Origin of the sequence: Streptomyces sp. NPDC102278, assembly GCF_044766345.1 — a bacterium.
In the GTDB taxonomy this organism is placed as follows: domain Bacteria; phylum Actinomycetota; class Actinomycetes; order Streptomycetales; family Streptomycetaceae; genus Streptomyces.
Genome location: NZ_JBIWLV010000001.1, coordinates 716,853 through 731,855, shown reverse-complemented (window position 1 = coordinate 731,855; position 15,003 = coordinate 716,853). Strand labels below are relative to the sequence as shown.

Sequence of the window (15,003 nt, the reverse complement as noted above, 5' to 3'; positions counted from 1 at the left end):
CTCCGGGTACGTCGTGTGCGTCTGCTGACGGCGGGCCTCCGTTTCACGGAGGTCCGCCGTCACGCGTTTCCGCCTCGTCGCACGACACCGACCACCGCCGCTCCAGGTGGCGCGGTCCCACTTCGAAATGCTGTGTGGGCCCGTGGGTGCTGGTGGGCGGGGCGGCCTGCCGGGAGGATCGTTCCATGGGCGTGAGCGCGTTGAAGTGGCAGGGCTGGCTGGTCGGTCTGATGGTGCTGGCAGGACTGCTGGTGTTCGCCCCGCTGGGCCTGTACGTGTGGGCCAGCGGCGAGGGGCCGGGCGCGCTTCCGGAGGTCCCGCCGGGAGCGGCGGTGGACGACGTACGGGTCACCTCGTGCCGCGTCGATCCGCTCGGCCACAGGGTGGTGGCCGGGGTGGACGTGACGGGCCGGGTCCCGGGAGTGAGCGCGTACCTGGTCACGGTGGAGTTCCGCGAGAGCGCCGAGCCGGAGCCGGGCGGTCGCGCGGCCCAGGCGCCGGCCAGGATCCCCGGGGTGGCGCGGGGGGCGACGGAACACGCCGAGGTGGTGGGCCCGGTGTGGCCGGCGGCGAAGGTGCCGTGGTGCGGGGTGGCGGGGGCGGAGTTCGCCCCCACGCCCTCGGCGGACACGCCGTGAGCGGGCCCGCGCCGAGCGGTCCGCCCTGAGCGGTCAGCCCCGAGCCCCGGCATTCCGAGCCCCGGCGCTCGGAGTCCCGCGGGCAGGGCGGTACGGCGGGTACATGGCACCCGGTCCGGAGCCTCCGCGGCCCCGGACCGGGGCCGTCAGTGGGCGCCGGCCAGGTCCGCGTCGGCGGAGTGCAGGGCGGCGGCGTGCGCGTCCATCCGCTCGGCGGCGAGGATCGCGGCGGTGGTGTCGGCGCGGGACGCGGCGACGAGCAGGGCGCGGGCGGCGAGGTCGTGCGCCCGCTGGTGCAGCGCGGCGCTGTTCTCGGCCCGGGGGTGACGCAGTCGGGCGGGGAGGGCCCCGCGCAGCCGGGTGACCTGTTCGGCGATCCGGTCGCCGGCCTCGTCGAGCCCGAGGTCGTCGGTGACGGCGAGCAGCGCCGAGAGGTGCCCGGCGAGCTGGATGTCCAGCGCTTCGCCGCGGCTGCTGTGCGGGTAGTCGCGGCCGCCGTCCATACGGGGGGCGACCGACTTGGTGCGGATCGGCTCGTACATGAGGAGGCCTCCTGCGTGGTCAGGAAGCCATCCTACATTGGATTTGTTCTAAAGTTGTGGTGAATCCGGTCGGTGGGATCGATCGGTCCGGGCCGCCGGGCTACGGCTGGCCGTAGCCGTCGAGGAAGCTGCCGATCCGCGTCACCGCGTCCGCCAGGTCCTTGGCGTTCGGCAGCGTCACGATGCGGAAGTGGTCGGGCTCCGGCCAGTTGAAGCCCGTACCGTGCACCACCATGATCTTCTCGGATCGCAGCAGGTCGAGGACCATCTGCCGGTCGTCCTTGATCTTGTAGACGGACGGGTCCAGCCGCGGGAAGAGGTACAGGGCGCCCTTGGGCTTCACACAGGTGATGCCGGGGATCCGCGTCAGCAGGTCGTACGCGGTGTCGCGTTGCTCCAGCAGTCGCCCGCCGGGCAGGACCAGGTCGACGATCGACTGCCGGCCGCCCAGGGCGGTGGCGACGGCGTGCTGCGAGGGCATGTTGGCGCACAGCCGCATGTTCGCCAGGATCGTCAGGCCCTCGATGTACGACGAGGCGTGCTGCTTGGGCCCGCAGACCGCCATCCAGCCGGCCCGGAAGCCGGCGACGCGGTAGTTCTTGGAGAGCCCGTTGAACGTCAGGGTCAGCAGGTCCGGCGCGATCGCGGCGGTGTTCGTGTGCGTGGCACCGTCGTACAGGATCCGGTCGTAGATCTCGTCCGAGCAGACGACCAGGTCGTGGCGCCGCGCGATGTCCGTGAGGCCGCGCAGCATCTCGTCGTCGTAGACGGCGCCGGTCGGATTGTTCGGGTTGATGATCACGAGTGCGCGGGTGCGGTCGGTGATCTTCCGCTCGATGTCCGCGAGGTCCGGCATCCAGTCGGCCTGCTCGTCGCAGCGGTAGTGCACGGCGGTGCCGCCGGCCAGACTGACCGAGGCGGTCCAGAGCGGGTAGTCCGGCGCGGGGACCAGTACCTCGTCACCGTCGTCGAGCAGCGCCTGCATCGACATCTGGATCAGCTCGGAGACGCCGTTGCCGAGGTAGACGTCCTCGACGTCCATCTCGATGCCCTTGGTCTCATAGTGCTGCACGACCGCGCGCCGCGCGGAGAGCAGCCCCTTCGCGTCCCCGTAACCGTGGGCGTTGCCCAGGTTGCGGAGCATGTCCTCAAGGATCTCCGGCGGGCAGTCGAAGCCGAAGGCCGCGGGGTTGCCGGTGTTGAGCTTGAGGATGCGATGACCTGCCGCTTCGAGCCGCATGGCCTCTTCGAGCACGGGCCCGCGGATCTCGTAGCAGACATTGGCGAGTTTCGTTGACTGGATCACCTGCATGACGGGAGCTTACGGGGCCGGCCGCGGACCCGCTTCGAATTGCGCACCACGGACAGAGGGAGGATTTGCCCTGTTTCGCGCGATGGGTGGGTGGCGGCGCGGTCCGTCCTTGGAAACGGGGGCCGCGGCCCGGTCCGGCCCTGCGGAACGGGTGTGTTCGCAAGAGGGCGACGATCGTGTTGCGCTCGTCACCTCGGGGGGCCGCTCGGGTCGACCCCGACCGTGCGAGGTCGGGACGCGCCGAGCGGGCCGACGCGCCCGCGCGGTCCGGTTCGGCGCACGCCTGCGCCGGCCGGGCGGGTCGGGCCCGTCCGGCCGGCGGTGGGCGGGCGGGGGCGGCGGCGTGACCGCGCCCGGCCCGGGTCGGGAGGCGCGCGCTACGGGAGGTAGCGTTCCAGCGCCGCCGGACCCTCCTTCTCGATCATCTGACGCGCTTTTTCGAGCCGCTCCGGAGTCGGCTCCTGGCCGCGCGCCATCACAAGGTCCTCGGGGTCGAACGGACGCTCCGACCCGGTGTAGAGGTGGGCCGGTCGGCTGGGCCGCTGGTCCGATTCACTGTCCATCGCGTACCTCCTCCAGTACCCCCTTGGCCCCCATCCTGCGGCGACATCCCCATGAACGCACGTCGGCCCGATCGAGCCCCGGAAACCCCCGGAATCTCCTCGCCCCCGGCGCACCCCATGGCCTCGTCACCCCGACTAGCCGGCCAGCAGCGTCAGCAGCAGTCCGAAGCCGAACAGCGTGCCGCAGACGGTCAGGTTGACCCCCTTGTGCTCCACGAACACGGCGACGAACTCGCGGATCGTGGCGCTCGGCCAGAAGTACGCGGCCGTCGGGGAGCCCAGCACCTGCCCGTTGACCCCGGCCTTGCGGGCCATCATGGCCGCGCGGAAGGCGTGGAAGTTGTTGGTGACCACCACGCAGCGGTAGTCCGCCTTCGCCTGCTCCATGATGGTCCTGCTGAAGGCGAGGTTCTCCTCCGTCGTGCGGGAGCGGTCCTCCAGTACGACGTGTTCCGCCGGCACGCCCTCCGCGATCAGCCAGTCGGCCATCGCCCGGGCCTCGGCGACCTTCTCGTTCGACCCCTTGCCGCCCGAGGGCAGCAGCAGCGGGGCGGGGCCGCCCCGGGCGAGCTGGGCCGTGTGGATCCGCATGCCCTTGCGCAGCCGGGAGGCCAGCAGCGGGGGCACCCGGTCGCCGCACACGAGGCCGGAGCCGAGCATGACCACGTAGTCGACGTCGCCGCGCACCCGGATCCGGCCGTAGAGGTAGGCGTAGGCCAGGAAGCAGACGAAGAGGAACGAGACGTAGACCGCGATCATGACCACCATGGCGGTCATCCCGGCCACCTTGGTCGAGCCGCTCGCCATCGCGACGACCGTCAGCGCGAGCACGGCGAAGATCGCCAGGCCCGCCAGCAGGGACAGCAGGTTGCCCGGGCTGCGGCCCTCCTTGCGCACCATGGTCACGCCGTTGGCGACGAGGAAGCACGCCAGGGCCACGACCCCGACGGCCGGCACCAGGAACACCGCGACCGCGACGAGTGTGGCGAGCGTGTCGGGGAGGTGGGTGAGTTGGAAGAGCAGGGCCATCGCCAGGCTGATGAAGGTGAGGCCGAGGAGGACCGCGTTGCGAAATCGCCGCCGGTCCTCCCGCACACTCGCACAGAAGAAGACAAAGAAGAGGACTGCGGGGGCAAAGGCGAGCATGCCGCTCATCGTAAGCGGCTCAAACGAAGCGTCAGTGGCCGGAATGGGGCGTCCGTCGTACCGAACGCCCGGCCAGGACATCGGTCCTGCGACCGTCCCGCATCACGAAACGCCCGTCGATCAGCACGTACGGGACACCCGTCGGCAACACCCGCGGACGCTCGTACGTGGACCCCGCCGCGACCGTGTCCGGATCGAAGAGGACGAGGTCGGCCCGGTACCCGACCCGCACCAGCCCCCGGTCGGGCAGCCGCAGCCGGGCCGCCGGCCGGCCCGCGAGGTGCGCCACGCACTCCTCCAGGGTGAGCACCCCCAGCTCGCGGACGTAATGCCCCAGGTAGTGGGGGAAGGTTCCGTACGCCCGGGGGTGCGGCTTCGCGCCGCGCAGGATGCCGTCCGAGCCGCCCGTGTGGACGGGGTGGCGCATGATCGCGCGGACGTTCTCCTCGTGGCCCACGTGCTGGAGGATCGTCGGCCGCAGCCGGTCGCCCAGCAACAGCCGGCGGGCCGCGTCCCAACCGGTGACGCGCGCGCCGACGTACGCGTCGAAGGCCGGATCGCCGACACCCGAGATCTCGATCGTCGACCAGTCCACCGGCACCCCGTGACAACCGTCCGCGCCCTCCACCTCCAGCGCGTACCGGATCCGCTCGGCCTCGGCGTCGTCCGCGAGCCGGGCGAGCACCGCCTCGGGACCGCCCGCGTTGGCCCAACTCGGCAGCAGGGCGACGAGGGTCGTACAGCCGGCGGTGTACGGGTAACTGTCCAGGGTGATGTCGCAGCCGTCGGCCAGCGCCGCGTCGAGGAGGTCCAGCAGCTCACCGGCCCGGCCCTCGTTCTCGTCGAAGTTCATGGTGGCGTGCGCGAGGTGCAGGGCGCAGCCCGCCCCCCGGGACAGCTCGACCATCTCGGCGTAGGCGGCGAGCGCCCCGCGCCCGTACGAGCGGTGGTGCGGGCAGTAGTAGCCGCCGTACGAGGCCACCACCGCGCACAGCTCGGCCAGTTCGGCGCCGGACGCGTACATGCCGGGGGTGTACGTCAGCCCGGACGACATCCCCACGGCGCCCTGCGCGAGGCCGTCCGCGACGAGCGCGCGCATCCGGTCGAGCGCGGCGGGGGTCGCGGGACGGTCGTCCCAGCCGAGCACCAACGCGCGCACGGTGCCCTGGGGCACGAGGTAGGCGGCGTTGACCGCGACGCCCCGGTCGAGGCGGTCGAGGTAGCCGCCGACGTCGCGCCAGTCGAAGTCGACGTCGTCGCCCGGGCCGTTCCACCCGGCGATCGCGGCCCGCACCTCGGTACGGGTGCGCTCGTCCACGGGCGCGTAGGACAGGCCGTCCTGGCCGAGCACCTCCAGGGTCACGCCCTGGCCGACCTTCGCGCCGTGGTCCGGGTCGCGCAGCAGCGCGAGGTCACTGTGGGCGTGCATGTCGACGAACCCGGGGGCGAGGGCCAGCCCGTGCGCGTCGAGGGTCTCGCGGCCGCCGCCGAGCTTGCCGATCGCGGCGACGCGACCCTCGTGCACGCCCACGTCCGCGAGGTACGAGGGCCCGCCCGTGCCGTCGACGACGCGGGCCCCCCGGATGACGAGGTCCATGATCAGAAGAAGGTGCGCACGTAGTCGGTGACCGTGCCGTCGGCCTCCACGACCGGGATCAACGGCCACTTCTCGAAGATGGTGCACGGGTGCGACATGCCGAGCGCCACCCAGTCGCCGACCCGGACGTCCTCGGCGGAGTCCGTCTCCAACCAGGCGTGCTGGTCGGACAGTTTGACGACCCGGACGCCGGTGGCCGCGCGTTCGCTCCCGTCGAGGGCGTCGCGCACCAGCTCCGCCTCGGGCAGGCCGAGGTCGTAGGCCACGTCGCGCTTGCCCGCGTTGACGAAGGCCTGGGTGGGGGAGGGCCGGGAGACCACCTGGGCCCACAGGCGGAACGCGGGACGCAGACCGCCCTCCTCCGGGACCCGGTTGAAGGGGGTCAGACGGGAGTACCAGCCGTGGTCGTGCGAGACGTACGCGCCGGAGCGCAGCAGCTTCAGGACGGGCCGGGACAGCTCCGGGATCGCGGCGAAGACGTCCGCGACGGCGTCGAACCAGGCCGAACCGCCGGCGCTGACGACGATCTCCTCGACGTCCGGGGCGAACCGGCCCGCCTTGTCGAACTCGACCGCCAGGCCGGTGAGTCGGCGCAGGTACGCGTGGACGCGGTCGGGGTCGGCGTTCGGGACCTCCGCCTCGTAGCCGGCGACGCCGACGAGGCGGAGCGTGTCGGTCTGCGCGACGGCGTCCACGACGGCGCGGCACTCCTCGTCGGTCCGGGCGCCGGTACGGGCCCCCTCGCCGGCGCCGAGTTCCACGACCACGTCGACGACGGCGGGCCGGCCGCGCAGGGCCCGGTCCATCAGCTGGACGCCGCGCACGGAGTCGACGTAGCAGACGAACCGGAAGTCGGGGTCGGCGGCGAGTTCGTCGGCCACCCAGGCCAGGGCGGCCGGGTCGACGAGTTCGTTGGCGAGGAAGATCCGGCCGATGGCGAAGGCGCGGTAGACGCGGGCCTGGTGCGGCACGGCGGCGGTGATGCCCCAGGCCCCGTGGTCCAACTGGCGCCGGAACAACTGGGGGGCCATGCAGGTCTTGCCGTGCGGGGCGAAGGCCAGCTGGTGGCGCTCGGCGTAGGTCTCCAGCGCCGCCAGGTTGTGGGCGAGGGCGTCCGCGTCGAGGGTGAGGACGGGGGTGGTGAACCCGCCGGTGTGCAGGTTCCGGCGTTCGGCCGCGAGCTGCCCGACGGTGAGGGAGGCGCGTTCGGCGTCCGGGGGAAGACCCTTGAACCGGTGGTCGACCGGCTCGTCGGCAAGACGTCGGACTGCTTCGCTGCCCATACGGAATCCTCTCGCGTTGCGTGTGACGCAACGTGCGTTGCGGGTGGTGCCTGTGGCTGTCTAACATCCCGGATGACGGCGGGTCAACGGTGTCGGTTCCGTTTCCCTCCGCTCGCCGCCGCGGGAGCCGCGACGGCGGCCCGCTACGAGAGGACACGGCGTGAGCCAATCGGTGGAGCGGGCCCTGCGGATCCTGCCCGCACTGGCCCGGGGCCCCGCCGGCCTCGGCGAGGTCGCCGAGGACCTCGGCGTGCACAAGAGCACCGCCCTGCGGCTGCTGCGCACCCTGCACGAACAGGGCTTCGTGTACCGGCAGGGGGACGGCCGCTACCGCCTCGGCGCCCGCATCTTCGCGCTCGCCGCCGAGGCCATCGAGAACCTCGACATCCGCGGGATCGCCCACCCGCACCTGGTCGAGCTCAACCGGCTCACCGGCCACACCGTGCACCTCGCCCTCCACCAGGACGACGAGGTCGTGTACGTCGACAAGGTCGACAGCCGCTACCCGGTGCGCATGTACTCCCGCATCGGCAGGCCCGTCCCGCTCACCGTCGCGGCCGTCGCCAAGCTCCTCCTCGCCGACCTGCCCGAGGCCGAACGGCGGGCACTGGCCGACCGGATCGAGTACCCGGCCTACACCGCCCGGTCCACCCCCGACGCGGGGGCCTTCCTGCGCGAGCTGGACCTCGTGCGGGAACAGGGCTGGGCCACCGACTTCGGCGGCCACGAGGAGTCCATCAACTGCGTCGGCGCGCCCGTGCGCGGGCCGGACGGGCGGGTCGTCGCCGCGATGTCGGTCTCCGCGCCCACCGTGGTGGTGGGCGCCGACGCGCTCCTCGAACTGCTGCCCCTGGTGCGCCGCAGCGCCGACACGATCAGCCGCGAGTACTCGGGCTCCGCCCGGGACCCGGACCAAGGCCCCGCACAGGACCCCGCACAGGAGGACACGCCGTGACCGACAAGATCGCGATCACCCCCGACACCCACACCACCCCGCCCGCGAGGTTCTCGCACGGCGTGCGCAGGGGGAACCTGCTCCAGGTCGCCGGCCAGGTCGGCTTCCTCCCGCACGTCGACGGACAGCCGCCGACCCCCGCCGGGCCCACCCTGCGGGCCCAGACCCTCCAGACGCTGGAGAACGTCCGTTCCGTGCTGGAGGCCGGCGGCGCGGGTTGGGACGACGTGATGATGATCCGCGTCTACCTGACCGACACGGACCACTTCGCCGAGATGAACGCGCTCTACAACGCCTACTTCGAGGAGCAGGGCCTGAAGCAGGCCCCGGCCGCCCGCACCACCGTGTACGTGGGGCTGCCCGCCGGACTGCTGATCGAGATCGACGCGCTGGCCGTCCTCGGCTGACGCGCGGGAGGGGCGCCCCCCTGGCGGTGGGGCGCCCCCGTCGGAGTCGACCGGTGGTCACGTCACTGCGTCGTGCAGTACTGCGCTTCCTTGCCGATCGAGCGGTACATGCAGTCCGCGTTCTCCAGGAGCTGGAGCACGGCGTCCTTGTTGCGCGCCGTCTCGCGGTCGATCACCTCGTCGGGCGGGTAGAAGCCGCCCCCGCCCCCGGACTCGGACGGGTACATCTCGAAGGTGTAGGAGAAGATCCGCTGGTTGCCCCACAGCCAGTCGTCGATCGTCCCGTCGGTGATGTACAGGTCGCTCGACTGCTCCGGCGTGTAGCCGTTGCTGTTGGCCATGCTCGTGCCGATCTTCTTGTACACCGCCAGGTCGTCGGTGCTCAGGCCGGGCGCGGTGTCGTTGTACGTCCACCCGAACGGCCACAGCACGAGCTCGCTGTAGGTGTGGAAGTCGATGGCGGCCTTGATCTGCTGCTTGCCGCCCACGATCCGGCTGCGGACGAAGTCGGAGACCACCTTGACCTCGGGCGCGGAGGACGCCGCGGCGCCGCGGTAGGTCTCGGAGCTCTTGCTGCCGCTGGAGCCCCCGCAGCAGCCCCACTTGTAGTCCCAGTTGCGGTTCAGGTCGGTGCCCACGTACGAGGAGCCGGAGTTCGGCTGCCGGTTCTTGCGCCAGGAGCGGTAGGAACCGGTGGCGATGTCGTACTCGCCGCCGTCCGGGTTGAGGTCGGGGATGATCCAGATCTCGCGGCCGTTGACGGCGTTGGTGACGCGGGAGTCGGTGCCGTACTTGGAGCCGAACTCCTTGAGCAGGTACAGGGCCATCTCGACCGTGAGGTGCTCGCGGGCGTGCTGGTGGTGGGTGAAGAGCACCTCGGGTTCGGCCTCGTCGGTCGCGACGTTGTCGCTGATCTTGATCGCGATCAGGTCCCGGCCCTGGTAGGACTTCCCGATGACCTTCTTGCTCATGATCCCGGGGTACTGGGCGATGCGCTGGTCGATCTCCGCGTTCGCCTCGGCGTAGTTGTGGTACTTCGAGTCGGCGGACGGGAAGTCCATCGGACGCGTCGCCACGCCGCGCTCGGAGCGATCGGGCGGACCCGGCAGCGCGGTGAGCCGGTAGCCGAGCGCGCGCAGGCTCCTGGCCTGCATCGGGTCGGCGCTGACGACCACCGAGCGGGCGTCCACCTCGTCGATGGAGGCGCCGGTACGGAGCAGGGCGGTGCGTTCGGCGGCGGTGGCCGGCCCCTGGATCTCGTACTGGACGATCGCCTCGTCCTGGGTCGCGGTCGAGGGGGTGGGCGGGGTGGACGCCGTCGCGCTCAGGCCGTAGGCGGGTGCGCCGAGGGCGAGCGCCAGCAGGGCCGCCGTGACGGCGGCCCTTCGGCGGGTGTGGAGCCGCATGCGTTCTCCTGGGTGGGAGGTGGGGGTGCCGTGCGGACGCGCACAGCGTGCTCTCATGGCATGTCCGGGTCAAGAATCCGAAACCGGCCAATGTGACCGCGGTCCACCACGGCCACCCCCACCCCTACCGCCTACGGCAGGCTGTGGACCTTCGGACCCACCGCGTTCGACCAGCTGCCACCCGCCTTGGCGTCCCAGTTGGTCGACCAGGTCATCGCGCCGCGCAGCCCCGGGTAGGTCTTCGACGGCTTGAAGGAACCGCAGCCCGTGCCCCGGGCCAGGCAGTCCAGGGCGTTGTTCACGATGGTCGGCGAGACGTAGCCGCTGCCCGCGCCGCTCGGGGACGCCGGCACGCCGATGCCCACCTGGGAGGGGTCGAGGCCGCCTTCGAGCTGGATGCAGGCCAGCGCGGTCAGGAAGTCGACCGAGCCCTGGGAGTAGACCTTGCCGTCACAGCCGTTCATCGCGCCGCTGTTGTAGTACTGCATGTTGACGACGGTCAGGATGTCCTTGATGTTCAGCGCCGTCTTGAAGTAGCCGCCCTGCGTGGACTGCATGTCGATCGTCTGCGGGGCCATGGTGATGACCAGCGAGGGGCCCGCCTTCGCCGACAGCGAGCGCAGCGCCTGCGTCATGTACGTCGGGTTGAGGCCGTTCTCCAGGTCGATGTCGATCCCGGTGAAGCCGTACTCCTGCATCAGCGCCCAGGCCGAGTTGGCGAGGTTGTTGGCCGAGGTCGAGTCGTTGACCGAGATGGTGCCCTTCTCGCCGCCGACGGACAGGATCACGGACTTGCCGGCCGCCTTCTTCGCGGCGATGTCCGCCTTGAACTGGGGCACGGTGTAGCCGCCGAGGCCCGCCGAGTCGAGGTTGAAGGTGATCCCGCCGGGCGTGGTCGTGGCGTCGGCGAAGGAGACCGCGATGATGTCGTACTGCGCCGAGACGTCCGAGAGCTTCTGGACGGTCGCCCCGTTGTTGAAGTTCTGCCAGTAGCCGGTCAGGGCGTGCTTGGGGACGCCCGGGTTCGGGTTGCCGCCGCCGCCCGTGGTGGTGCCGGTCACCGCGGCGGACCTGGGCCCCTCGCCGGCCGCGTTGTACGCGCTCACCTGGAAGGAGTACGAGGTCGAGGCGGTCAGGCCCGAGATCTGCGCGGAGGCCGAGGACACCGTCCGGACGCGGACGCCGTCCTGGTAGACGTGGTAGCCGGTGGCACTGCCCACCGCGTTCCACGAAAGGGTGAGGGCGTTCGCGCTCTGGCCGGAAACGGCGGCTCCGGCGGGTGCGCCCGGGACGCTCGGGCCGGGGTCGGTGCCGCCACCCCCGTCGGGGCCGAAGACGCTGAACTCGTCGACGACGAAGCCCGGCTGGCCGTACCAGCCGTGCGTGTAGACGGTCACCTGGGTGGTGTTGGGGCCGGTGGAGAAGGTGGTCGACAGCTTCTGCCAGCCGCCGCCCGAGCCCGGGGTCCAGGTGGACACGTCCTGGGTCCCGGTGCCGGTCGCGCCGAGGTACACGTACGAGCCCTGCACCTGCGTGCTGAGCGTGTACGTGGAATTCGGCTTGACCGTGACGGTCTGGCTGCACCGCGCGTTGTCCGAGCCCGCCGGGGTGGCCTTCAGGGCGCCCGCCCCGGCGAAGACCGGGGAGGACACGACGGCGCCGGCGCCGCCGGTGCACGACCAGTCGGCCAGTCCGGACTCGAAGCCTCCGTTCCGGGCGACGTTGACGTCGGCGGCTTGTGCCGTACCGGCGGTCAGGGCGGTCAGACCTCCGGCGGCGAGGGTGGCGACGCCCAGCAGGGCGAGGGAGCGTATGCGGTTCACGAAGGCTCCGGTGGGGGGAGAAGGGGATGTGAAAGGCATGACAGGGGCAAGTGGGGGACCCTGGAGCCAAGTTGGTCCAGACCAATCCCCGTGTCAAGGGTCTTCGCAATGTGGCTTGAAATGACCGCTCTGTCGCCGGTGTGCCGATCCCCGATGTCCGGATTTCTCGCCACCTGCGCCCTCTGCGCCCGGGTACGGGAATCCGCAAGCCCCTGCCCTGTCAGGGGGGACGCGGATATGGTGCTGAGGCAAGGGGGAGCCGCGCGGATCGTTTGCGGTCGCGCAGTGCGTGCGCGTATGTGGGGACTGCGTGACGGGGGTGGGAACGCCCGTGGCGTACAGGGTGAACGGGGGGATTCGCGTGCCGACCGCCATTGCTGTCACCAGTGCCGATCTGGTGCTGCCGGCCCCCGACCGCCACACCCCGACCGCCGTCGTCCTGCGCCCTCCCGACCAGGTGGACCTCGACGGAGCCCTCGCGGAGACCGCCGCCCTCCTGGAGCGGCACGGCCACCTCGTGGTCGTCGTACCGCCCTGGCTGCCGGTGGCGACCATCCGCCGGCTGCACACCGTACGGGCCATTCTGGAAACCGACCGGATCGCGCTCCTGGACATCGATCTCCCGCCGCTGGGCACCGCCCTGCTGGTGCGTCAGCTGCGCCAGCTCAGCGTCTGCGACTTCAGCCCCGGGGTCCTGGCCTCCGCGGCCCGCCTGCTGCCGCACTACATCTACGCGGGCGCCCTGCTGGGCAGCGTCGCCAAACTCGACCGGGTGCCGGTCGGCCTCAAGGCGCACGCCAGGTCCTGGTCGCCGAGCGCCCAGTTCGCCGTACTCGCCCACCCCACCCCGCACCTGGCCAGGCTGGGCACCTCCGGATCCGCGGGCGCCCACAGCGCGGGCGGCGCCGCCGCGGGACTCCCCGCGGGCCCCGGCTTCGCGACCCACCTCACCTTCGCCCGCGGCCAACTCGTCTCCGACTGGGTGACGAACGAACTGGCCCCCGCCTGGCGGGTGCAGGGCGTCATGGAGAACCCGCTGCCCGCCGACTCGCCCGTCTGGTGGGCCACCTCGAAGCTCGTCGAGTTCGCCGCAGCCATCCCGGACGTGTCCGTCCTCTACCAACTGGTCGCCTCCGTACGGCGCGAGGAATGCCGCTGGTGCGGCTTCGAACTCATCGGCGACCGCTGCGGCTTCTGCTCCGCCCCGCTGACGGCCCCACCGCCCGCGGCCGCGTCGTCCCCACCGCCCGCGACCGCGACATCCCGCTCCAGACCCTGACCACCGGCCCGAACGAACGAAGAACGGCGAGGTAGTACGGCCCATGAACTCACGCCAGCGCCGCGGCGTCATCCTGCTGCTCCTGTCGGTCCTGTGCGCCCTCGCGGCGTTCGCCGGGGTGCTCGTGGTGATCGGCGACGTCAACTCCAAGGTCGGGGCCGAGGTCGTCGCCTACCGCGTGAAGGGCGACATCGCGCCGTACAGCGCGCTCACGGCGGGTCAGTTCGAGCAGGTCACGGTCCCCAAGCGGTGGCTGTCCGAGACCGCCGTCACCGACCTCGACGGACTCCGGAACAAGATCGCGCTCACCACGCTCAAGAAGGGCTCGCTGCTCCAGACGGACATGTACGTCGACAAACCGCAGCTCCAGCCCGGTGAGCAGGAGATCGCCATCATGATCGACGCCGCCACGGGCGTGGCCGGCAAGATCACCTCCGGCGCCAAGGTCAACATCATCGCCACCTTCAAGGGCGCCAAGGAGACCGACCCCTCGCGGTCGGTGATCATCGTCGCCAACGCCCGCGTCCTGGGTGTCGGCAAGCTCACCGCCCTCGACAAGGACAGCGACCGCAGGGGCCCCGCCGAGGCCGTCCCGATCACCTTCGCCCTGAACACCAAGGACACCCAGCGCGTCGCGTACGCCGAATCCTTCGCGGAGCACGTCCGGCTGGCCCTGGTGGCCCCCGGCACCGATTCGGCGCCCAGCCAGAGCGACCGCACGTACACCCTCGACGGGGACAAGTGAGGCCCGGATGACCACCCGAATCCTCCCCGCGTCCGGCGACCCGGACGCCGCCCGCGCCATCTCCACCCTCCTGAGCCAGCTCCCCGACGCCGAGCCGGCCGCCCCGGTCCCCGACTCCACCGCACTGCTCGACACCCTCGCCCGGCTGGCCGCCGCATCCCTCGACGACCTGCCCGAGGTGGTCCTGGTCCACGAGCGCATCGGCCCGCTGCCCGCGCTGGAACTCATCCGCGAAGTCGCCCTCCGCTTCCCCGCCGTGGGCGTGGTCCTGGTGTCCTCCGACGCCGCACCCGGGTTCTTCGCCGCCGCCATGGACTCCGGCGCCCGCGGCCTGATCGTGCTCCCCCTCGCCTACGAGGAACTCGCCGCGCGCGTCCAGGCCGCCGCCCAGTGGGCCGTCGGCGTACGCCGCCACCTCGGCCGCAGCCCGGACCTGCCCACCGGCCCCGGCGGCCGGGTGGTCACCGTCGCCGGCGCCAAGGGCGGGGTCGGGACCACCTTCACGGCCGTCCAGTTCGCCCTCGCCGCGGCCGCCGCCGGACGACGTACCGCCCTGGTGGACATGGACCTCCAGGGCGGGGACGTGGGCTCGTACCTCGACGTGCAGTTCCGCCGCTCCATCGCCGACCTCGCCGGGATCCAGGACATCTCGCCCCGGGTCCTCCAGGACGCGGTGTACGACGACCGGACCGGACTCGCGCTGCTGCTCGCCCCCGCCGAAGGCGAACGCGGCGAAGAGGTCGACGAACGCGCCGCCCGGCACGTCGTGACCGCCCTGCGCGGCCGCTACGAGCTCGTCGTCATCGACTGCGGCACCCAGGTGACCGGCGCCAACGCGGCGGCCGTGGAAATGGCCGACATCGCCGTCCTCGTCACCACCCCGGACGTGGTCGCCGTCCGCGCCGCGAAGCGGCTGGTCCGCATGTGGGAACGCCTCCAGGTCCGCAAGGCCGAGGACACCACCATGGTCGTCAACCGCTGGAGCAAGCACACCGAGATCCAACCCGCCCTCATCGAGAAGATCACCAAGACCCGCCCCACCCGCACCCCCGTCCCGGCCGCCTTCAAGGAACTCCAGGCGGTCGTCGACGCGGGCCGGGTCCAGGACCTCGACAACCGCTCCACCGTGAAACAGGCCCTGTGGACCCTGGCCGGCGAACTCGGCCTGCTCACCGCCCCCTCCGCCGCGACATCGGCCGACGGCGCCGTCCCGGGGCCGCGCTCCGCCGAACTGGCCGTCCGGGCGTCCGGGCCGATGGCCCGGCTGCGGCGCGGCCGGGAGGGCTGACGGATGCCCGCGCGGAGAC

Annotated in this window: 14 protein-coding genes; 6 read left to right on the top strand and 8 right to left on the bottom strand. The window is 71.8% G+C overall.

From position 1 onward, the window contains the following. Positions 1-191: 191 nt before the first annotated feature. Positions 192-638: a hypothetical protein gene (locus tag ACIRO3_RS03335; RefSeq protein WP_404131874.1), complete on the top strand. Its 447-nt coding sequence runs from the start codon at positions 192-194 to the stop codon at positions 636-638. A gap of 146 nt (positions 639-784) precedes the next feature. Here the strand turns inward: ACIRO3_RS03335 and ACIRO3_RS03330 are convergent, their stop codons facing one another. The 6 genes from ACIRO3_RS03330 to ACIRO3_RS03305 all read right to left on the bottom strand — a co-directional run bounded on the left by ACIRO3_RS03330 (position 785) and on the right by ACIRO3_RS03305 (position 7,081). Then, positions 785-1,180 carry a hypothetical protein gene (locus ACIRO3_RS03330; protein WP_404131872.1) on the bottom strand — a complete coding sequence of 132 codons (396 nt, stop codon included), beginning with the start codon at positions 1,178-1,180 and terminating at the stop codon, positions 785-787. Positions 1,181-1,280: 100 nt separating this feature from the next. Further along, positions 1,281-2,492, bottom strand: a complete 1,212-nt coding sequence (locus tag ACIRO3_RS03325) for a pyridoxal phosphate-dependent aminotransferase (RefSeq protein ID WP_404131870.1) — start codon at positions 2,490-2,492, stop codon at positions 1,281-1,283. A gap of 377 nt (positions 2,493-2,869) precedes the next feature. Then, a complete protein-coding gene (locus tag ACIRO3_RS03320) occupies positions 2,870-3,055 on the bottom strand; it encodes a hypothetical protein (protein WP_351753685.1) in 186 nt (61 codons plus the stop codon). Positions 3,056-3,190: 135 nt separating this feature from the next. After that, entirely contained in the window at positions 3,191-4,201 is a 1,011-nt protein-coding gene (locus ACIRO3_RS03315) for a YdcF family protein (RefSeq protein ID WP_404131868.1), read from the bottom strand. 31 nt (positions 4,202-4,232) lie between these two features. Beyond that, a complete protein-coding gene (locus ACIRO3_RS03310) occupies positions 4,233-5,798 on the bottom strand; it encodes an amidohydrolase family protein (protein WP_404131867.1) in 1,566 nt (521 codons plus the stop codon). Between the two features lie 2 nt (positions 5,799-5,800). Continuing rightward, positions 5,801-7,081 (bottom strand): amino acid deaminase, encoded by a 1,281-nt coding sequence (locus ACIRO3_RS03305; RefSeq protein ID WP_404131865.1) that lies wholly within the window; start codon positions 7,079-7,081, stop codon positions 5,801-5,803. 160 nt (positions 7,082-7,241) lie between these two features. Here ACIRO3_RS03305 and ACIRO3_RS03300 point away from each other — a divergent pair, with 160 nt between their 5' ends. Beyond that, positions 7,242-8,036 carry an IclR family transcriptional regulator gene (locus ACIRO3_RS03300; protein WP_365998038.1) on the top strand — a complete coding sequence of 265 codons (795 nt, stop codon included), beginning with the start codon at positions 7,242-7,244 and terminating at the stop codon, positions 8,034-8,036. After that, complete coding sequence (locus ACIRO3_RS03295) at positions 8,033-8,443, top strand: RidA family protein (RefSeq protein WP_361771981.1); 411 nt, start codon at positions 8,033-8,035, stop codon at positions 8,441-8,443. The genes ACIRO3_RS03300 and ACIRO3_RS03295 overlap by 4 nt, the downstream gene beginning before the upstream one ends. Positions 8,444-8,505: 62 nt before the next feature. On the opposite strand, the gene ACIRO3_RS03290 is transcribed toward ACIRO3_RS03295, so the two are convergent. Together ACIRO3_RS03290 and ACIRO3_RS03285 are read right to left on the bottom strand one after the other, a co-directional pair. Beyond that, positions 8,506-9,849 (bottom strand): M14 family metallopeptidase, encoded by a 1,344-nt coding sequence (locus ACIRO3_RS03290; protein ID WP_361771982.1) that lies wholly within the window; start codon positions 9,847-9,849, stop codon positions 8,506-8,508. A 131-nt stretch (positions 9,850-9,980) separates the two neighbouring features. After that, positions 9,981-11,711 (bottom strand): chitinase, encoded by a 1,731-nt coding sequence (locus ACIRO3_RS03285; RefSeq protein ID WP_404131862.1) that lies wholly within the window; start codon positions 11,709-11,711, stop codon positions 9,981-9,983. A gap of 322 nt (positions 11,712-12,033) precedes the next feature. On the opposite strand from ACIRO3_RS03285, the gene ACIRO3_RS03280 reads away from it, so the two are divergent. From ACIRO3_RS03280 to ACIRO3_RS03270, 3 genes are read left to right on the top strand one after another with little or no spacing between them, the layout of a single operon-like run. Then, entirely contained in the window at positions 12,034-12,951 is a 918-nt protein-coding gene (locus ACIRO3_RS03280) for a hypothetical protein (RefSeq protein ID WP_404131860.1), read from the top strand. 43 nt (positions 12,952-12,994) lie between these two features. Then, complete coding sequence (gene cpaB / locus ACIRO3_RS03275; protein WP_361771985.1) at positions 12,995-13,696, top strand: Flp pilus assembly protein CpaB; 702 nt, start codon at positions 12,995-12,997, stop codon at positions 13,694-13,696. Positions 13,697-13,703: 7 nt separating this feature from the next. Next, positions 13,704-14,984 carry a CpaE family protein gene (locus ACIRO3_RS03270; protein ID WP_404131858.1) on the top strand — a complete coding sequence of 427 codons (1,281 nt, stop codon included), beginning with the start codon at positions 13,704-13,706 and terminating at the stop codon, positions 14,982-14,984. The last annotated feature ends 19 nt before the right edge of the window (positions 14,985-15,003 follow it).